The sequence below is a fragment of the Nitrobacter sp. 62-23 genome (assembly GCF_001897285.1).
Lineage (GTDB): Bacteria > Pseudomonadota > Alphaproteobacteria > Rhizobiales > Xanthobacteraceae > Nitrobacter.
Genome location: NZ_MKSM01000123.1, coordinates 34,927 through 54,238, shown reverse-complemented (window position 1 = coordinate 54,238; position 19,312 = coordinate 34,927). Strand labels below are relative to the sequence as shown.

Annotated in this window: 17 protein-coding genes and 1 tRNA gene; 5 read left to right on the top strand and 13 right to left on the bottom strand. The window is 62.8% G+C overall.

What is annotated here, in order from left to right; translation table 11 throughout:
* Positions 1-82: 82 nt before the first annotated feature.
* The 6 genes from pheT to infC form a co-directional block, all read right to left on the bottom strand.
* Entirely contained in the window at positions 83-2,536 is a 2,454-nt protein-coding gene (gene pheT / locus BGO16_RS14270) for a phenylalanine--tRNA ligase subunit beta (protein WP_292619432.1), read from the bottom strand.
* Positions 2,533-2,985 carry a hypothetical protein gene (locus BGO16_RS14265; RefSeq protein WP_292619430.1) on the bottom strand — a complete coding sequence of 151 codons (453 nt, stop codon included), beginning with the start codon at positions 2,983-2,985 and terminating at the stop codon, positions 2,533-2,535. Before BGO16_RS14265 ends, pheT begins: the two co-directional genes overlap by 4 nt.
* Entirely contained in the window at positions 2,982-4,103 is a 1,122-nt protein-coding gene (pheS, locus tag BGO16_RS14260; protein ID WP_292619428.1) for a phenylalanine--tRNA ligase subunit alpha, read from the bottom strand. Before pheS ends, BGO16_RS14265 begins: the two co-directional genes overlap by 4 nt.
* Before the next feature lie 186 nt (positions 4,104-4,289).
* The gene (gene rplT, locus BGO16_RS14255; RefSeq protein ID WP_292610534.1) at positions 4,290-4,649 is read right to left on the bottom strand and encodes a 50S ribosomal protein L20; all 360 of its coding nucleotides are present in this window, start codon (positions 4,647-4,649) and stop codon (positions 4,290-4,292) included.
* Positions 4,650-4,713: 64 nt separating this feature from the next.
* Positions 4,714-4,914, bottom strand: a complete 201-nt coding sequence (rpmI, locus tag BGO16_RS14250; protein ID WP_009796600.1) for a 50S ribosomal protein L35 — start codon at positions 4,912-4,914, stop codon at positions 4,714-4,716.
* Positions 4,915-5,322: 408 nt separating this feature from the next.
* The gene (gene infC / locus BGO16_RS14245; protein WP_292619514.1) at positions 5,323-5,862 is read right to left on the bottom strand and encodes a translation initiation factor IF-3; all 540 of its coding nucleotides are present in this window, start codon (positions 5,860-5,862) and stop codon (positions 5,323-5,325) included.
* A 332-nt stretch (positions 5,863-6,194) separates the two neighbouring features.
* On the opposite strand from infC, the gene BGO16_RS14240 reads away from it, so the two are divergent.
* Complete coding sequence (locus BGO16_RS14240) at positions 6,195-6,965, top strand: alpha/beta hydrolase (RefSeq protein ID WP_292619424.1); 771 nt, start codon at positions 6,195-6,197, stop codon at positions 6,963-6,965.
* A gap of 86 nt (positions 6,966-7,051) precedes the next feature.
* Here the strand turns inward: BGO16_RS14240 and BGO16_RS14235 are convergent, their stop codons facing one another.
* From BGO16_RS14235 to BGO16_RS14225, 3 genes are all read right to left on the bottom strand, one after another.
* Positions 7,052-9,295 (bottom strand): DUF2235 domain-containing protein, encoded by a 2,244-nt coding sequence (locus BGO16_RS14235; protein WP_292619422.1) that lies wholly within the window; start codon positions 9,293-9,295, stop codon positions 7,052-7,054.
* Positions 9,296-9,486: 191 nt separating this feature from the next.
* Positions 9,487-11,220, bottom strand: coding sequence for a PAS domain-containing protein (locus BGO16_RS14230; protein ID WP_292619420.1), 1,734 nt, complete (start codon positions 11,218-11,220; stop codon positions 9,487-9,489).
* A gap of 382 nt (positions 11,221-11,602) precedes the next feature.
* A tRNA-Gly gene (locus BGO16_RS14225) sits at positions 11,603-11,677 on the bottom strand.
* A 338-nt stretch (positions 11,678-12,015) separates the two neighbouring features.
* On the opposite strand from BGO16_RS14225, the gene BGO16_RS14220 reads away from it, so the two are divergent.
* The 4 genes from BGO16_RS14220 (at position 12,016) to BGO16_RS14205 (ending at position 14,158) form a co-directional block, all read left to right on the top strand.
* A complete protein-coding gene (locus tag BGO16_RS14220) occupies positions 12,016-12,948 on the top strand; it encodes a co-chaperone YbbN (RefSeq protein WP_292619418.1) in 933 nt (310 codons plus the stop codon).
* Positions 12,949-13,023: 75 nt separating this feature from the next.
* Positions 13,024-13,698 carry an LON peptidase substrate-binding domain-containing protein gene (locus BGO16_RS14215; RefSeq protein ID WP_292619416.1) on the top strand — a complete coding sequence of 225 codons (675 nt, stop codon included), beginning with the start codon at positions 13,024-13,026 and terminating at the stop codon, positions 13,696-13,698.
* Positions 13,699-13,726: 28 nt separating this feature from the next.
* The gene (locus tag BGO16_RS14210) at positions 13,727-13,888 is read left to right on the top strand and encodes a hypothetical protein (protein WP_292619414.1); all 162 of its coding nucleotides are present in this window, start codon (positions 13,727-13,729) and stop codon (positions 13,886-13,888) included.
* Between the two features lie 72 nt (positions 13,889-13,960).
* On the top strand, positions 13,961-14,158 hold the full coding sequence (locus BGO16_RS14205) for a Trm112 family protein (protein ID WP_292619412.1): 198 nt from the start codon (positions 13,961-13,963) through the stop codon (positions 14,156-14,158).
* 105 nt (positions 14,159-14,263) lie between these two features.
* On the opposite strand, the gene BGO16_RS14200 is transcribed toward BGO16_RS14205, so the two are convergent.
* The 4 genes from BGO16_RS14200 to mnmG form a co-directional block, all read right to left on the bottom strand.
* Positions 14,264-15,145: a ParB/RepB/Spo0J family partition protein gene (locus BGO16_RS14200; RefSeq protein WP_292619410.1), complete on the bottom strand. Its 882-nt coding sequence runs from the start codon at positions 15,143-15,145 to the stop codon at positions 14,264-14,266.
* A 187-nt stretch (positions 15,146-15,332) separates the two neighbouring features.
* A complete protein-coding gene (locus tag BGO16_RS14195) occupies positions 15,333-16,190 on the bottom strand; it encodes a ParA family protein (protein WP_292619408.1) in 858 nt (285 codons plus the stop codon).
* Positions 16,177-16,878 (bottom strand): 16S rRNA (guanine(527)-N(7))-methyltransferase RsmG, encoded by a 702-nt coding sequence (gene rsmG / locus BGO16_RS14190; protein WP_292619512.1) that lies wholly within the window; start codon positions 16,876-16,878, stop codon positions 16,177-16,179. Before rsmG ends, BGO16_RS14195 begins: the two co-directional genes overlap by 14 nt.
* 426 nt (positions 16,879-17,304) lie before the next feature.
* Positions 17,305-19,179, bottom strand: coding sequence for a tRNA uridine-5-carboxymethylaminomethyl(34) synthesis enzyme MnmG (gene mnmG, locus BGO16_RS14185; RefSeq protein WP_292619406.1), 1,875 nt, complete (start codon positions 19,177-19,179; stop codon positions 17,305-17,307).
* Between the last annotated feature and the right edge of the window lie 133 nt (positions 19,180-19,312).

The window sequence follows — 19,312 nt, the reverse complement described above, 5'->3', positions numbered from 1 at the left end:
AACCGGTTGCGTCAAGAAAACGGGTCAAATCAAGAACCTGGAGTCTTTCACCGTTTCCGTGAAAAGGTGAAAGACTCTAGCTTTAGCCCCGCAAGCTCCCGCCGGTTTTCTTCGTGACCTCGGCGACGATCTTCGCCGCCACCGCGTCGATCTCCTGATCGGTCAGCGTCTTGTCACGCGGCTGGATCGCCACCGCGATGGCGACCGATTTCTTGTTCGCCTCGATGCCCTTGCCCTCATAGACGTCGAACACGGTGACGCCGGCGATCAGTTTTTTGTCCACGCCTTGCGCCGCGCGCGCGATGTCGGCGGCTTTCACGCCGCGATCGACGATGAAGGCGAAGTCGCGCGACACCGGCTGAAACGCCGGCAGCTCCAGCACCGGCTTGGCGCGCGTCGCCTTCTGCTTGCTTTCCGGAATGCGGTCGAGGATCACCTCGAACGCCATCACCGGACCGTCGGCTCTCAACGCCTCAAGCACGCGCGGATGCAACTCGCCGAAATAGCCGAGCACGTTATGCGGCCCGATCTGGATCGCGGCCGAACGTCCGGGATGCAGCCATGCCGGAAAATTCTTCGACTCATTGCTGGCCGCAGCCTGCATCGCCTGCACAGGCGCGCCGGCTGCGGCCAGCACCGCGAACGCATCGGCCTTTACATCGAAGGTATTGGCATCAAGCGAACCCGCCGCGGCCGAGCCCGACCAGTGCCGCCCGATGCCTGCCGACGAGGCGATGCCGCGGCGAACGCCGGCGGCCGCGGTGAACTGATCCTGTGGACGGTCGCCACGGAAGATCTGCCCGACCTCGAACAGCGCCACATCCGGAAAGCCGCGGTCGGCATTGGCCTGCGCGATGGCGACGAGGCCCGGCAGCAGGCTCGGCCGCATGTCGGAGAGATCAGCCGCGATCGGATTGGCGAGCGCCAATTCCGCATTCCCGCCGCCGAACAATTCGGCCTGCGATTTCGCGATGAACGACCAGTTGACGGCTTCGACCATGCCGCGCGCCGCGAGCGCACGCCGCGTCTTTCGCGTGCGCGACTGGATCGGCGTCAGCACCGGCTTGCGTGCCGCGTCGCCCCGATCGAACGGCGTCATCGGCACCTTGTCGACGCCGACGATGCGCACGATCTCCTCGACGATGTCGGCCTTGCCGTGAACGTCGGTGCGCCAGGTTGGAATGGCGACCTTCACCACGGGGCCATTGCCGGCCACCATGAAGCCGAGACGGCCGAGAATGCGGCGCATCTCAGGCAGCGGCACGTCGATCGCCGCGAGACGTTTGGTCTCCGCCAGCGGAAAATCGATCACCCGGTCCTCGGGCAGCGCCTGTCCGGCGACGATCGTCTCCGACGGCGTGCCGCCGCACAATTCCATCACCAGCCGCGTCGCCATCTCAAGCCCGGGCACCATGAAAGCGGGATCGACGCCACGCTCGAAACGATAGCGCGCGTCGGAATTGATGCCGAGCCTGCGGCCGGTCTGCGCGATGTTGATCTCGCTCCACAGCGCCGATTCGATCAGCACATCCGTCGTGCCCTCGTCGCAGCCGGATTCCTCGCCGCCCATGATGCCGGCGAGCGATTCGACACCGTTGTCGTCGGCGATAACGCAGACGCCCGGATCGAGCGTGTAGGTGCGGCCGTCGAGCGAAAGCAGCGTCTCGCCGTCGCGGGCGCGGCGCACCGTGAGATTGCCATGCACCTTGTTCGCGTCGAACACGTGCAACGGCCGGCCGCGATCGTAGGTCATGAAGTTAGTGATATCGACCAGCGCGTTGATCGGACGCAGGCCGATCGAGGTCAGGCGCTTTTGCAGCCATTCCGGTGAGGGGCCGTTCCTCACCCCGCGAACCAGCCGCAGCGCGAAGCCGGGGCAAAGCGCGGCGTCTTCAACCGTGACCTTCACCGGGCAGGGGAATTCGCCCTTGACCGGCTTGATGGTCGGATTTTTGAGGCTGCCCATGTCGGCGGCGGCGAGGTCGCGCGCGATGCCGTGCACGCCGGTGCAGTCCTGCCGGTTCGGCGTCAGGTTAATCTCGATGACGGGATCGCCGAGGCCGGCCCATTCCGCATAGCCGGTGCCGACCGGCGCGTCAGCCGGCAGTTCGATAATGCCGTCATGGTCGTCGGAAATTTCGAGTTCGGCCGCGGAGCACAGCATGCCGCGGCTCTCGACGCCGCGAATGGTGCCGACCCCAAGCGTGATGTCCTTGCCCGGAATGTAGGTGCCGGGCGGCGCGAACACGCTGACGAGGCCCTCGCGCGCGTTGGGCGCGCCACACACCACCTGGATATAAGCGGGCTCGCCCTTGTCATTGGTCTCGCCGGTATCGACCATGCACACCCTGAGACGATCCGCGTTCGGATGCTGCACGGCCGAGACCACCCGCGCGACGGTGTAGGGCGCAAGCGCCTTCGACTTGTCCGCGATGTGCTCGACCTCGAGCCCGATCATGGTCAGCTTGTCGGCGAGTTTGTCCAGCGGCTCGTCGGTGTCGAGATGCTCTTTCAGCCAGGAGAGGGTGAATTTCATCTCAGCACCAACTCAATGATGACAGTGCCAATCAAAACAACCGAAACAAAAAAAGTAAGTTTTGCCGTTATATCCAAAAGCGCTTCACGCATAACCGCGTTTTCAGTGTCAGATAGCGATTCTGAATGATTTTGGACCATGAAAAGCCTTAAGCAAAAGACCGCGAGCGACACGTATAGAAGTGTCTCAATACCGAATAGCAATCTCAGTAATGCGATGCTCGTCCAAGAATAAAGTACGCCCGTGACAGCAATCATTATGGAGACATGTTGGAGTATCGCGGTTGCTTTCGTGTCTACCGAATCGTAGGCCTCGTAAATCGCTCGGCCGAGAGCACTGTTCGGATCTTCATTTTTTAGATCTCTGTCTCTTTTCTCTAATTCCTCTTTGGACACGAGGCGAAGCGCTGCACTGTCAAAACAGGCAATCGTTTTATTTAGAAGGTTCACGAACTCAATCCTCCCGCCAGCGTCGGCACCTCTAGCGGCCTGAAGCCGTAGTGAGTGAGCCAGCGCACGTCGCCTTCGAACAACTGCCGCAGATCGGCGATGCCGTATTTCAGCATCGCGATGCGATCGATCCCCATGCCCCAGGCGAAGCCCTGATAAACTTCCGGATCGAGACCGCAGAGCTTCAGCACGTTCGGATGCACCATGCCGCAGCCGAGAATCTCCAGCCAGTCCTCACCCTCGCCGAAGCGGATCTCGTGCTTGTCGCGGCGGCACTGGATGTCGACTTCCAGCGACGGCTCGGTGAAGGGAAAGAACGACGGACGGAATCGCATGTTGACGTTGTCGACCTCGAAGAACGCCTTGCAGAATTCGTGCAGGATCCATTTGAGGTGGCCGAGATGCGACGACTTGTCGATCACCAGCCCCTCGACCTGATGGAACATCGGCGTGTGGGTCTGGTCACTGTCGCTGCGATAGGTGCGGCCGGGACAGATGACGCGGATCGGCGGCTTCTGACTGAGCATGGTGCGCACCTGCACCGGCGAGGTGTGCGTGCGCAGCAATAGGCGCGAGCCGCCTGCCCCGGGCTCAGACCCGGTGTCCCCCTTCGGGTTGAAGTAGAACGTGTCGTGCATCTCCCGCGCCGGATGGCCTTCGGGAAAATTCAGCCGGGTGAAGTTGTAGTCGTCGGTCTCGATGTCGGGCCCTTCGGCGACCGCAAAGCCCATGTCGGCGAAGATAGTGGTGACCTCGTCCCACACCTGGCTCAGCGGATGGATGCGGCCGGCCTCCGCAGGAGGCTCGCGCAAGGGAAGCGTGACGTCGATGGTTTCCGAGGCGAGACGCGCGTCGAGCGCGGCGGCCTTGAGCACCTCGCGCCGCGCCCCCAGCGCCTGCGTCACCGCATCCTTGGCGAGGTTGATCGCGGCGCCTTGCGTCTTGCGCGCCTCGGGCGACATCTTGCCGAGCGTAGCGAGCAGCGCGGAGATCGACCCCTTCTTGCCGAGCGTTGCGATGCGCACCGCTTCCAGCGCGGCCTCGTCGGTGGCGGCTGCGATCTGGCCGAGGATCTGGGATTGAAGGGAATCGAGATCGGACTTTTCGGGATCGGACATGGACGGCGCCCCGTTCTCCCACCTCCCCCTGGAGGGGGGAGGTCGATCTGCGAAGCAGATCGGGTGGGGGTGAATCGGAATGCGGGGCACGTGCAGGTTGGCAGGACACCCCACCCCGACGCCTCACAGCGACGCAAGCGTCGTCATGCGGCGCCGACCCTCCCCCTCCAGGGGAGGGTAAAACAATCAGGCCGCGAGCGCGGCCTTGGCTTTCTCGGCGATCGCCTGGAACGCCGCCGGCTCGTGGATGGCGAGGTCCGACAGCACCTTGCGGTCAACGGTGATGCCCGACTTCGACAGCCCGTCGATGAAGCGGCTGTAGGTCATGCCGAACGGCCGCACGGCGGCGTTGAGGCGCTGGATCCAGAGCGCGCGGAAGGTGCGCTTCTTGCGCTTGCGATCGCGGAAGGCGTACTGGCCGGCCTTGTCGGCGGCCGCCTTGGCGGCGCGAATGGTGTTCTTCCGGCGGCCGGAAAAGCCCTTGGTGACCTTGTAGACTTTCTTGTGCTTGGCATGAGCCGTCACACCGCGCTTGACGCGAGCCATGACTGAACTCCTCTCAAAATCAACGGGTTAATGCGGGATGCCGCGTCGTCGCGGCGAGCGGAGGTCAGGCGTTGGGCAAGAAGTATTTCTTGATGTTGTCGCCGTCAGTCTTGAACAGCACGCGGGTGCCGCGAAGCTGACGAATCTGCTTCTTGGTCCGCTTGATCATGCCGTGGCGCTTGCCGCGCTGGGCGTGCTTGACCTTCCCGGTGGCCGTGATCTTGAAGCGCTTTTTCGCGCCCGATTTGGTCTTCAGCTTGGGCATTTGGCTCTCCTGTCGCCACGACGAAATCCGCCCGGAGGGCGGCCAAGTGGCTGAAATTGCTCGCTAGAGCATTAAAAGTGCTCGGCTATTCTCGTATTTCCGAAAGAAAATCCCGAGAAAATCCAGCACGGGTCGTCGCCACGGCAGCCCTTGAATCAGCCGGGCGGCGAAGGACAGGCTTATGGCAGAGGATGGCCGGATTGGCAACGGGGAAGGGGTGCGAATGCGTGTCCTGGGCGTGGGGCCCTGCGATCTCGCAAACCGTTTCCGCAAAAACGTTGTCGTACCCGGCTAACAGCGCAAAGCGCGTCGTCGCGCAGACACCCCGGGCATCCATCATCTTTGAAGGACGGATTGCCGGAGCAAGTCCGGCAATGACACGTTTTCTGTTTGGCGAAGCGTTGACCCTCAGCGCGGAGCCAGCACCATGACCACCTGGCGGCCCTCGAACTTGGCGTCCTGCTCGACCTTGGCATAGGCGGCGACGTCGGCCTTCACCTTGTCGAGCAGCTTGGTGCCGATCTCCTGGTGGGCCATCTCGCGGCCGCGATAGCGCAAGGTGATCTTGACCTTGTCGCCCTCCTCGAAGAACCGCTGCATCGCCTTCATCTTCACGTCGTAGTCGTGATCGTCGATCATCGGCCGGAGCTTGATCTCCTTGATCTCGACAACCTTTTGCTTCTTGCGGGCTTCGGCGGCTTTCTTCTGGGCCTGAAACTTGTATTTCCCGTAGTCCATGATCTTGCAGACGGGAGGGCTGCTGTTCGGCGCGATCTCGACCAGATCCATGCCGGCATCCATGGCCATCTTGATCGCGGCGATCGTTTCCACGGTACCTTGGTTGGTGCCGTCCTGGTCGATCAGTTGAACCTGGGCATTGCGGATTTCATCGTTGGTGCGCGGCCCGTCTTTCGCGACGGGCATTGGCGCTCTGTTGGGACGGCGAATGGGTGGTTCTCCAATGTTGTGAAAGACGACGGCGCATGATCCGTCAAAATGGAAGCGGTTCAGCGATCAGATCATACGCCCCTGATACATGGTGAGCGCGATCGGACGCAAAACCGGGGTCCACTTTTGCTGATCGCCCCCATTTTGAAGGAATAAGCGCCCGCGGGCAAGCGCGGGGATTCAGGACGCGGGCAAAACGGGCGAATGCGCGGTATTTTGGTCACGCCGGACAACTCCGGGGACAAACCCGACGGCCACCGCTTGTTCCATGTCGACGTTCATTGACGACCCCGGCGGGCTCGCGACATACAACGAAAGACGGGACGGACATCATGACGAGCGGGGCGGCGCAGTTCATCGAGGTCGGCAGCGGCGCGGCGAAGCGTCCCATCGCCGTGCGCGCGCGAAGCGGCGGTTCTCCGGGCCTGTTCTGGCTTGGGGGGTTCAAGTCCGACATGGCGGGCACCAAGGCGCTCGCGCTCGACGCGTGGGCGGCCGAACGCGGCCGAGCCTGCGTGCGGTTCGATTACTCCGGCCACGGGATGAGCGGCGGCGAATTCACCGACGGCACCATCGGCGGCTGGCTCGAGGAGGGTCTTGCGGTGTTCGATGCCTTCTGCGAGGGCCCGCAGGTCGTGGTCGGCTCGTCGATGGGCGGCTGGATCGCGCTGTTGCTGGCGCGTGCGATCGCGCGGCAGGCATCGTCCCCCGCCATGCTGGCCGGGCTGGTGCTGATCGCGCCGGCACCCGACTTCACCGAGGAACTGATGTGGAAAGCCTTCCCGCCGGAGGTCCGGCGCGCCATCGAGACTGACGGCGCCTGGCTTCGTCCGTCGGACTACGGCGATCCCTACCCGATCACGCGCAAGCTGATCGAGGAAGGCCGCAACCATCTGCTGCTCGGCGGCTCCATTTCGACCGGCTGTCCGGTGCGCATCCTGCAGGGCGCGCAGGACGCCGACGTCCCATGGCGGCATGCCTTCGCGCTGACCGAGCGGCTGCCGAGCGACGACGTGGTGCTGACCATGATCCGCGACGGCGATCACCGGCTGTCGCGTCCGCAGGACATCGCGCGCATTCTGGCGGCGGTGGCGGAGTTTTAGAGCATTGTCCGATCATGCGGCATCGAGGCATGCCCGTTTCCCGTCATGGCCGGATGTCGTCCCGGCCATCCACGCCTTTGGCCACTTCACTTGCGCGTCACGACGAGTTTGGCGGAGCCTTCATTGTTGCGGTAGAACACGTCGTACAGTTTAGGAACGCCCAGCACCGCATCATTGACGAAGATGAAAAGTTCGCCGCTTCGCGTCGGCCGGATCACCGCTTCGATGGTGCCGTCCTCCGGATCGGGATCGAGAAACACCTCCTCGCCGCCGGTCGCGCCGTAGCGCAGCACCAGGCGGAACCAGGGCCGTGTCAGTTCGCGGCGCAGCGGCACACCGAGCATCAGCAGCGCGCGCTGCCACCAGTGCTGCGCGTCGGTCGTGTAGAATCCGCCGAGCGGCGAGGGGATGCCGCCGTCGCGGAAAGGCTGCGTGGTCTCGACCTGAACCAGATAGCGCGCGCCGAAACCGTCCACCGCGATGCCCGTGCCGGCGCAGAACTGCGACGTCCTGAAATTAAACGTCGCCTGCTTGCCGCGCGCGAGTCCCTGCGCCTTCGGGCTTTTTTCATCGCAGGCCAAACCATAGATATCTTGCGCATTGTAGGCGAGATGGCTGGCGAATGTGGCGCCGAGATAGAGGAACAATGCGGCGAAGAACGCCGGCGCCCAGCGACGTTTCAACTGCCGATGAAACCAGATATAGGGCCGGCTAGAACGCAGGAGATAGATCCAGTTGGTCGGCAAGCCTGTCGGCGCCGTCGGCGTCTTCTGCCAGATCGCATTCATACGGTCGGTGATCCGGGTCGAGAGAACGACGCCCCACAGCGCCAGCAAACTAGCGAGCCCAAGCAATACAGCGAACTGCACCGGGCTGCGCGCATAGCCGTTGATCCAGGTCTGCGCGAAGCCGGGAAGGAATCCGCCGACGACGCGGATGATGTCCGACACCCAGCGAAACCTGCTGGTATATTCGTCCGAAGGCGGCAGCGAGCGCGCCAGCGGATAGAGCAACAGCCAGGCCGTGGCGCCGACGGTCGCGAAATAGACCAGCCGACGCTTCCAGACCTCGTTCCAGACATGCTCCTGCGTTTCGCTGCGCGCCAGCGCGCCGGTGCTGCTTTCGAAGCCGTATTGATCCGGCGTCAGCACCAGCCCGTCCTCGGTCACCACGTCATAGGTCTTCGGCAGCCCGACCGGCGCATAGCCTTGCGAACGGCTGGCGATGCGCTTGAATGCGCTGGCATGCACCTTCGGCCGCTCGATGACGACCTCGTCCTTTCTGGAAAAGCGATAGTGGCAGAGTTCGGCCAGCTTGCGCGGCCCGTAGCGATAGTAACTGCCGAGCCCCTTGCGCGGATCGTAGAGCCGGCCGTCCTTGTCGCACATCGAGATTGCATTCTTGAACGGATCGGGATCCGCCAGTGGCGGACGCTGATCGGACTTGAACCGCAAGCCGCAGCGTTGCGCCTCCTTCATCATCCAGACCAGCGGGATGTAGGCCAGCGCATCGTCGGGATAGCCGCCGCCGACATTGGAATGAACGCCCGCGAACCAAACCTGGCTGATCTGCTCGTCGGCGAGATAGCGCTTGCCGTCGTAGCGCGGCGTCAGCGGAGCCGCGCCGCGCTCGTCCCACAATTCCGGATGAAACGTGGTGCGCGGTTCGTCGAGCGACAGTGCCTGACAGGCGCGCCTGACGCGCGCGCAGTCGAGCGTGTGGTTGGGCAGTTCCAGAGGCCAGATCCATCGGCTGACGCCGCGCGTCATCTCGTCGAGCGGCAGTCCGTAGGCGGAGACGGTGTCCCATACGCCGATGAAGCGGATGTGATTCACCTGGCGATTGTTGCGCTTGTCATAGTCCTTCGGCAGAAACAGGTCGCGCAAGCTGCGAAAGACATCCTCGATGCGCAGGAACGTATGGAAACGCTCGCGCCGATACTGGCGATAGGCGGCCCTGGCCTTTCGCGTCAGTTCAGCCTCGCTGTCGGCGGCGACGAGACCCTGATTGAGGATCAACCCCATCACCACGCGGATGGTGAAGGCGCCGCGGCTGAAGCCGAAGCCGAACAGTTCGTCGCTGTCGTCGCGCCAGTTGCGGCAAGCGAACTTGTACAGGTCGATGACGTTGCGCTTCAATCCGAAGCCGAACGCGCCGCCGAGAATGGCGAGCGGCTTGAACGACGAGGTGCCGACACCGTCGTCGTAGAACGCCACCTGGTCGGTCCCCGACAGATCAAGCGCTTCGAACGTGCGCCAGACATTAGTGCGCCAGACCTTTGCCGCCGAATTTCCGGTGCCATCGGACAGCAGAACGATTTTTCGGCCCATGCCACCCCCGGAAGACAAAGCCGCGCGACGTTGATTCGTTTTTTATTCAAACGCGCGACGTTCGTGAAAAGCGTCGTTTTGATCAGCGCATCCGGTTGCGGCGAAATTCAGGCTCGCCTGTTGACACAAAAAACTGGCGACGGCTCAACACCGTCGCCAGCACTGTTTTCTGTTGCCTGACCGGCGGGCCGTCACAGGAAGTTGGTGACGGCTCTGGTCGAGGACGTCATTGCGTTGCTGAACCCTGCCCGAAGGTTATCCAGCAATTGGGAGAACGTGGAACGACCGGCGGTCGCAGTCCTGCGCCGTGCCTCTTCCAGCCGCTGCATGCTCAGCGGTGCAGAATCAGCGGTGGCAGTGTTGTTAACCTCATCCGCAACAACCGCGAAATCCTGTCTGGCCTCTTCTGCGCTCGACTTGACCATGGTCTCGTAGAATTCACGGACCGCGGCGCTCATCTCCCTTGCGTAGGTGACGACCTTGAACGGCTTGCCAGCAAGATCAAGGATTGGGCTGTACAGAGCCTGGATCCAGACTTCCTTGCCGTTTTTGCCGATCCGCTTGTACTCGATCGACTGCGATTCACCGCGATTGAGCTTGGCCCAGAATTCGCGATACTTGCCGCCCTCCGACTGCCCGGCGAACATGCCGTCATGCTTGCCCTTCACTTCGCCAAGCGCGTAGCCCATCGTCTTGAGGAAGTTTTCGTTGGCGCTGAGGATCGTGCCGTCCAGGTTGAAAGCGGCCACCGCCTGCGAGCGGTCGAGCGCGGCGATCCGGCCCGCATTTTCCATCGCCTCGATCTTTTTGGCGGTGATGTCGGTTGCGAGCTCGATGACCTTGGTCGGTTTTCCCTTCGAATCCAGCACCGGATTGTAGGACGCCTGAACCCAGACCACCTTGCCGTCCTTGCCGACCCGCTTGTATTCGGCCGTCTGCGACTCGCCGCGATTGAGCTTGGCCCAGAATTCGCGGTAGGCGGCGCTGGAGCGTTCGCCGGCTTCCACGAACATGCTGTGATGCTTGCCCTGGACTTCTTTGGCGAGGGCATAGCCAAGCGTTTTCAGGTAATTGTCGTTGGCGGTCATGACCGTTCCGTCCATGCCGAATTCGACAACCGCCTGCGCCTTCCCGATCGCTGCGATCTGGCCTTCCAGGTCGGCCATCCGCAATTTCTGCCTGGTGATGTCGGTCGCGAAGCTCACGACCTTGAAGGGCTTGCCGCTATCATCGCCGATCGGGTTGAAGGTCGCCTGAAACCAGACTTCCTGCCCGCTCTTGCCGATGCGCTTGAGTTCGGCTGACTGAGGCTCGCCGCGATTGAGCTTGGCCCAGAATTCGCGATAGGCCGCGCCTGCCCGCTCCTGCGGTTCCACGAACAGGCTGTCAGGCTTGCCCTGCACTTCGCCAAGCGCGTAGCCCAACGCGCTCAGGAAATTCTTGTTCGCGGTAATGATCGTGCCGTCGAGGTTGAATTCGACCACCGCCTGCGAGCGTTCGATGGCGGAAACCTGACCCGCGTGGTCCAGGGCCTCGATCTTTTTGGCAGTGATATCGGCCGCGAGCTCGATAACCTTTGTCGGTTTTCCCCTCGAATCCAGCACCGGAATATAGGAAGCCCGAACCCAGACCTCGTCTCCGTGGCTGTCGATGCGCTTGTAGTCGGCGGTCTGCGACTCGCCCCGATTCAAACGGGCCCAGAATTCGCGGTACGCGGCGCCGGTCCGTTCATCGGCCTCCACGAACATGCTGTGGTGCTTGCCTCGAACCTCGGCGAGCGAGTAACCGAGGATGTTAAGGAAGTTATCATTGGCGGTGATGATCGTTCCGTCGAGACCGAGTTCGGTCACGGCCTGAACTTTGCTGATCGCTGCGGCTTTCGCCGCATTTTCTTTTGCGATCGACCATTTTTTGAAGAAAAACAATTGATCCTCCCCAGGAGTTAGATCCAAGAACACCAGGCTCACGACTCGCGGGCGCTTGCGTGGTTTACCGATCATGAATGGGGTCGGTTAAAGCGAGGTTAACGGAGATCGTAGATTTACTATAATCGCGCCTCGGCCCTCCCCCCGCGAGGGCGTTTTCCGGCGCGCAGCAGGCACGAAATCGACGGCAGATTGCGCCGGTCCCGCAAAAGGACCAGCAAATTCAATGCCGGGGAGCATCACATCAATTTCGTGGGGTCCGGGTTCCGATGCAAGCCGGGATCTGAAGCGGCTCGAAGCGACAAAATGCTCCAGCATGTCCGGCGACAACGCCTTCCGAGGCTCCGTCGCCTTGCAAAACCAGCGGCGCGCGCTGGAAGACTGGAGCGGGCGAAGGGATTCGAACCCTCGACCCCGACCTTGGCAAGGTCGTGCTCTACCCCTGAGCTACACCCGCATCCGACACGCATCCGGCTTTCAAGCCGCCGGAGCGCAGACCTATGCCAAATGCGACCTGTGAATGCAACAGCAAGATATTGCCGACAGTTATGCCGAGTCGATTCTCGGAAAAAATACCGGCTGCGAAGATCGGAATCGGACCAGCAATCCCGGACTTCGCGGTCGTTATCGCGACGGACGCCAAAAACAGCGCAGAAATCCTGCTATATTCGCCGGGTGCCGACCGGTCGGCCCGGCGGCCGGTTCCGCCGATTGCAAAATTTCCCCGCAGGGACCAATTAAGGGTTCGGGCGGTTGTCGAATCGGCCCATTCCGGGAAGATCAGGCGAGGATCACGTGACCATAGTCGAGCAGGGCAGCGGCCCCCCACCGCAGGCGTCGGATCTGATCAGGGAAACGACGACCCAGACCTTTATGAGGGACGTCATCGAGGAATCGATGCACCAGCCGGTGCTGGTCGATTTCTGGGCGCCGTGGTGCGGCCCTTGCCGCCAGCTTGCCCCGGTCCTGGAAAAGGCCGTGCTCGCCGCCGGCGGCAAGATCAGGCTGGTGAAGATGAACATCGATCAGCACCCCGCCATTTTTCAGCAGCTTGCGGCACAGACCGGCAACCAGTCGATACCGGCGGTTTTTGCCTTCTCCGGCGGACGGCCGGTAGACTTCTTCATGGGCGCTGCGCCAGAGAGCCAGATCAGAGCCTTCATCGACAAGCTGACCCAGGGCGTGGCGGCGCCGGGCGCACCGAATATCGAGGAAGTCCTGCAAGAGGCGGAGGCCGCGCTCACCGCGGACGATCCGACCACGGCCGCTTCGATCTACGCCGAGGTTCTCGGTTTCGACGCCGCCAATCTTCCGGCGATCGCGGGTCTGGCGCGCTGCTACACAGTGACCGGCGCGCTCGACAAAGCCAAGCAGACGCTCGAACTGGTGCCCGAATCCAAGCGCGGCGACGCCGCCGTAAAAGCCGTGCAGGCCATGATCGACCTCGCCGAACAGGCGAATTCGCTTGGCCCCGTCGCTGAGCTGGAAGGAAAGGTCGCGGCCAATCCACTCGATCATCAGGCGCGGTTCGATCTCGCCACCGCGCTGAACGCCGCCGGCAAACGGAGCGAGGCCACCGACCACCTGCTCGAGATCGTCAGGCGCGACCGCAAATGGAATGACGATGCGGCACGCAAGCAGCTCGTGCAGTTTTTTGAGGCATGGGGCGGCGCCGACCAAGCCACCGTCGAGGGACGCAAGCGTCTGTCGACGATCCTGTTTTCCTAGCAGCCTTTCCGCCTGCGGCAGGGGTTCACATCAATTCGACCTCGCAGGCACTTTTCGATAGCACCGGACCCGCCCATGCCCATCAATGCCGACTATCGCGGTCCCGGTGACCTTCCCGAGGTGATACCGGTGTTTCCGCTGCCCGGCGCGTTGCTGCTGCCGCGCGGGCAGATGCCGCTCAACATCTTCGAGATGCGCTATCTCGCGATGGTGGACGACGCCTTCCGCGACGGCCATCGCCTGATCGGCATGATCCAGCCCGACATCGCCCATTCCGCAAGCGAGGACAAGCCAAAGCTGTTCCAGGTCGGCTGCGCCGGACGCATCACCCAGTTCGCCGAATCCGGCGACGGCCGCTACCTCCTCGAACTCACCGGCGTCTCGCGTTTCAAGATCGTGGAAGAACTGACGGTGCTGACGCCCTATCGCCAGTGCAAGGTGGATTTCTTCGCCTATGCCGATGATCTGACCGCGCGCAAGGGCGAGGACGCCGTCGACCGCAAGCGGCTTCTGGAAGTGCTGACTGACTTCCTCAAGGTCAACGACCTGAAGGTGGACTGGGGTGGCATCGAGAACGCCCCGAACGAGGCTCTGGTCAACGCGCTGGCGATGATGTCGCCCTATGGACCGCCGGAGAAGCAGGCGATGCTGGAGGCAACCGACCTGAAAACACGCGCGGAAATTCTGATCGCCGTCACCGAAATGGACCTCGCGAAAAAACGCACCAGCGGCGACCCCGGATTGCAGTAGCCGGAGAGCTGCTGAAGCGGGGGTGCGAATGCTGCAGCGTTTTCGAGCGAAGCATGTTTTCGGGCTCGACCCGGAGATGGAAACCGGTTCGCGTGAAGGCCGTGCGTCAAAAACAATGAATCTGGAGCATGATCTCGAAAAGCGAATACCGTTTTTTGGGAAAAAAGATTACGCTCAAACAAAAGGATAAGCGACGAGTCCGATTCATCGTAAGTGAACCGGCTCCAGAATTTCGCCGGATCTGTTTTTCAAAGAGAGATGCATGACCACCTCCTCCGACCGTTCCGAAGACACCGTCGATCCCAAGCTGCTGGAGGTTCTGGTCTGTCCGGTGACCAAGGGACCATTGGAATTCGACGGCGCGCGGCAGGAGCTGATTTCGCGTTCGGCCAAACTCGCCTACCCGATCCGCGACGGCATTCCGATCATGCTGCCGGAAGAGGCACGGAAAATCGGCTAGAGCCTAGTCGACGCGTTTTCCTCACGCGAACCGGTCCCCACTTCGCTCGAAAACGCTCTACAGCCCGGAATGACAGGTTGCCGGTTGGGCCAAAAGAACCATGCCCTAGTTTTTGGTGTCCAGCCGCTTCAAAATCTCGTCGAGCTGATCGAGATCGCGGTAACGGATCTGCACGACGCCGCCGGGGTTCTTGTGATCCACCGTCACCGCAAGGCCGAGCGCGTCGCTGACCCGCTTTTCCAGCGCCAACGTATCGGCGTCCTTCTGCGCCTTGTCCGCGCGCGCCTTCGGCGGCTTGCGCTCCGGCACGCCGGCCTCATGCGCGAGCGCCTCGGCCTGGCGCACGTTCAGCCCTTCCGCGACGATGCGCTTCGCGGCCGTAGACGGATCGGGCACGCCGATCAGCGCGCGCGCGTGGCCCGCCGACAACTCGCCGGAAGCGATCAGCGCCTGCACGTCCTCGGGCAGCTTGGTCAGCCGCATCATGTTGGCGACGTGGCTGCGGCTCTTGCCGACGATCTTTGCAATTTCGTCCTGGGTGCGTTTGAATTCGTCGGCAAGCGCGTGATAGCCCTTCGCCTCTTCCATCGCGTTGAGGTCTTCGCGCTGCACGTTCTCGATGATCGCGATCTCCAGCGCGACGTGGTCGCTGACGTCGACCGGCACGATCGGGACGTCATGCAATCCCGCCGCCTGCGCCGCGCGCCAGCGCCGTTCGCCGGCGATGATCTCGTAGCGATCCTGAACGCCCTTCACCGGGCGCACCACGATCGGCTGGATCACGCCGTGCTGGCGAATCGAATCGGCCAGCTCGCCGAGCTCGACATCGGAAAACGCCCGGCGCGGATTGCGCGGATTGGGTTTCAGGAATTCGATCGCCACCTTGCGCTGCGTGCGCGGGCGCTCGGCGTGGGCCGCCTCGCCGCCGACGTCGCCGATCAGACTTGCAAGACCGCGGCCCAGTCGCGAACGCGCTTCGTCGGCCATCGCCAGCTCCCTTGGATTCATCTGTAACTCCGTAAGTATTCATTCTGGCGTCGTGCCCGCGCAGGCGGAGACCCGACGCCGTGTCACCGATGATGTGGAAAGCGTTACCGGCCCTATTTGACCTACCTGCGAGAACAAAAACGCCAGCGGTTATGGGTCCCCGCCTGCACGGGGACGACGGTCGTGCTCAATGCGTCGTCCGCAACTCGCGCTCGCGCTGGATCACTTCGGTCGCGAGCTTCAGATAGGCTTCGCTGCCGCTGCATTTGAGATCGTAGACCAGCACCGGCTTGCCGTAGGACGGCGCTTCCGAAATGCGAACGTTGCGCGGGATCATGGTGTCGTAGACCTTCGAGCCCATGAACTGGCGTACGTCCGCGACGACCTGGTTCGACAGGTTGTTGCGCGAGTCGAACATGGTCAGCACGATGCCATGGATCGACAGATGCGGATTGAGGGTGGTGCGCACCTGCTCGACCGTCTGCAGAAGTTGGGACAGGCCTTCGAGCGCGAAGAACTCGCATTGCAGCGGCACCAGGATCGCGTCCGACGCCGCCATCGCGTTGACGGTGAGAAGGTTGAGCGACGGCGGGCAGTCGATCAGTACGTAGGTGTAATCGACATTGTCGGCTGCGTTGCCGTTGAGCCCGGTGATCGCGTCGCGCAGACGAAAGGCGCGATCCTTCGTGGCGCCGAGTTCGAGTTCGAGACCCGAGAGGTCCATGGTCGAGGCCGCAATATGCAGGCGCGGCACCGCGGTCGGCACCACGGCGTCGCGCAACGGCGCTTCGCCGATCAACACATCGTAGGTGGAGACGTTGCGGTCGCGGCGATCGATGCCGAGGCCGGTCGATGCGTTGCCCTGGGGATCGAGGTCGACGATCAGGACGCTTTCGCCGATCGCAGCCAGCGCGGTGCCGAGATTGATCGCGGTCGTCGTCTTGCCGACGCCGCCTTTCTGGTTCGCGAGCGAAATGATCCGGGGATGGCCGGCGGACGATTCGTCATCTCTATCGTATTGATATATTTCATCAATTACAGTCATGCGCGAGACCATGCTTTATGGGAGAATGATCGCGCCGCTCGATGTGATCGAGTTCGACGATCCAGCCTCCTCCGCCGGTGCGGCTGGAATGAATGCAAGGCTTAATGTTCCAATATTTAGTGGCTTCCGTCAATTCAGCTTCTACATCTTGCCCCTTGAGAAACAGTGCCTTGGCGCCCTGTTTGACCAGAGGTTCCGCGAAGCCGAGCAGCACTTGTAGAGGCGCCAGCGCCCGCGCGGTCACGCAATCGATCCGGCCCTCCAATCTTTCCACGTAATCCCCAATATCCGCGTTGTGAATGACGGCGGGCGCCCCGGTGATCCGGGCAGCCTCTCGCAGGAAGGCGGCCTTTTTGGTGTTGCGCTCAACAAGATCGACCCGCGCGCCTTGGACGTCCGCGAGAACGCATGCCAGCACGACACCGGGGAACCCGCCACCGCTGCCGAGATCAGCCCAGAGTTTCGCCTGCGGCGCCCGCGAAAAAAGCTGGAGCGAATCGGCGATGTGGCGCGTCCAAAGCTGCGGCAGCGTCGACGGGGCGACAAGATTGGTTTTGGTCTGCCATTGGCCGAGCAGATCGACGTAGGCGTCCAGCCTCGCCTCGGTTTCACGTGAAACAGGGGTCAGCGCCAGCGCAGCCGCCTTGTCGGCGGTGGAAACGGAACGAGCCTGTAAAGGTTTGGGCATGGTTACGTGGCAGCATACGAGATACCGTGATTCCCGGCCAGATATTTTGGTCCTGGGCTTTGCTCGGGTCGGCCATTGGCCGATTGGGCGGTGCTCGGCCGCTGGTATGGGCGTTTCGAGCAACGCCCATTCTTCAGGCTTGGCCGGGTTGAGCAGGCCTACGTTGTACTGTTCCTCTGGGTCGTCGCTGCAAAACAGCAACCCATAGCGCAGCGGTCCACCCGGCTGCCCTGGCAAACGATCCTTCATGCCATAGAGCCTTTCCCGCTTCTGATGGAATCAGAGGCAGGGTTCTATGTTTTGATTTGATGCGTCTTCTTTACGCGAACCGGTGGCCACTTCGCTTGAAACGCTCTCTGGTCACTGCATTCGCAGGCGGCGATCATGCGTGGATGTTTCACGTGAAACATCGCGGGCCGGATCCGCTCAGCCCGGGGCGGCGGCGGCTCTCTTGCGGGCTTCCCGGCGCAAATAGGCCGCCAGGATACCGAGCGCGGCTGGCGTCAGGCCATCGAGCCGTCCCGCCTGCCCCACCGTACGCGGCTGGGCTTTTTCCAACCGGTTGCGCGCCTCGTTGGAGAGGCCTGGTACGTCTGAATAGTCGATCCCGGTCAGGATAAGCCCCTCGTCCCGCCGGAATGCTTCGACATCCGCGATCTGGCGCCTCAGGTAGACGTCGTATTTGGCATCGATCTCCAGATGCGCGGCGATTTTCGGATCGACAGCCGAGAGCTCCGGCCAGATCGCGGTCACCTCACCCCACCCGATCTCCGGGTAAGCGAGAAGCTCGAAGGCCGACCGCCGATGGCCGTCACGGTTGAGCGAAAGCCCGTGCCGTCCGGCCTCGTTCGGCGTCACCGACAGCGATTTCGCCTGCGCCTTCGCCGCCTCCAACGCCGCCATCTTGGCCCGGTGATGCGTGGCGCGCCCTGCCCCGACACAGCCCATTGCAATGCCCTTGTCCGTCAGCCGCTGGTCGGCATTGTCGGCGCGGAGCGTCAGGCGATATTCGGCCCGCGAGGTGAACATCCGATAGGGCTCGGTAATCCCGCGGGTCACGAGGTCGTCGATCATCACGCCGAGATAGCCATCGGCGCGGTCGAAAACGGCCGGATCGCCCCCGCCCGCCGCCAGCGCTGCATTGAGGCCCGCGACCAGCCCCTGCGCCGCGGCCTCCTCATACCCCGTGGTCCCGTTGATCTGGCCGGCGAGGAAAAGCCCCGGCATGCGGCGGGTCTGCAGGGTCGGCTCCAGCTCGCGCGGATCGACGTGATCGTATTCGATGGCATAGCCGGGCCGGGTCATCCGGACGCGCTCGAGACCCGGAATCGTCGCGAGGATCGCGCGTTGAACCTCCTCCGGCAACGAGGTCGAAATCCCGTTGGGATAGACCGTGGGATCGTCGAGACCTTCCGGCTCCAGGAAAATCTGGTGGCCGTCGCGATCGCCGAAACGGACCACCTTGTCCTCGATCGACGGGCAATAGCGCGGCCCCGAACTCGTGATCTGGCCGGAATAGATCGGCGATCGGTGCACATTGGTCCGGATCACGTCGTGGGTGGCCGGCGTGGTGCGGGTGATGCCGCACTGGATCTGCGGCACCGTGATCCGATCGGTCATGACCGAAAACGGCTCCGGTGGATCGTCGCCGGGCTGCATTTCCACTGCCGTCCAGTCAATGGTGGCGCCGTCGAGCCGTGGCGGCGTCCCGGTCTTGAGGCGGCCGAGCGTAAAGCCGATCCGCTCAAAGGCCGCAGACAGGCCGAGCGACGGCGCTTCATCGACCCGGCCAGCCGGCCAGCTTTTCTCACCGAGATGGATCAGCCCGCGCAGAAAGGTGCCCGTGGTGACAACGACCGCGCCGGCCCCGAACTCACGGCCGTCGCTCAGGCGAATGCCGGCGATACTGCCGTTGGCAATGAGCAGGTCGTCCGCCTCGCCTTCGATCACCTGGAGATTTGCGGTCTCCCGAATCGCACCCTGCATCGCGGCGGCATAAAGCTTGCGGTCGGCCTGGGCGCGCGGGCCGCGCACCGCCGGACCCTTGCGGCGATTGAGCATCCGGAACTGGATGCCGGCCGCGTCGGCCACGCGGCCCATCAGCCCGTCCAGCGCGTCGATCTCGCGGACGAGATGGCCCTTGCCCAGGCCGCCAATCGCCGGATTGCAGGACATCGCACCGACGGTGGCGAAGCGATGGGTAACGAGCGCCGTCCGGGCGCCCATTCGCGCGGCCGCTGACGCGGCTTCACAGCCGGCGTGCCCTCCTCCGATCACGATGACGTCGAACGATGGTGTCATGGCATTTCGCATTCTATTCACCCGACTTCTAGCCCAGGCGAGGACCGTCCTGAAAGCCGGATTTTATCGCGCCGGTCCAGGGACGTTTCACGTGAAACATTTTGCAGGGCGCGCGACTGACCACCACCTTCCG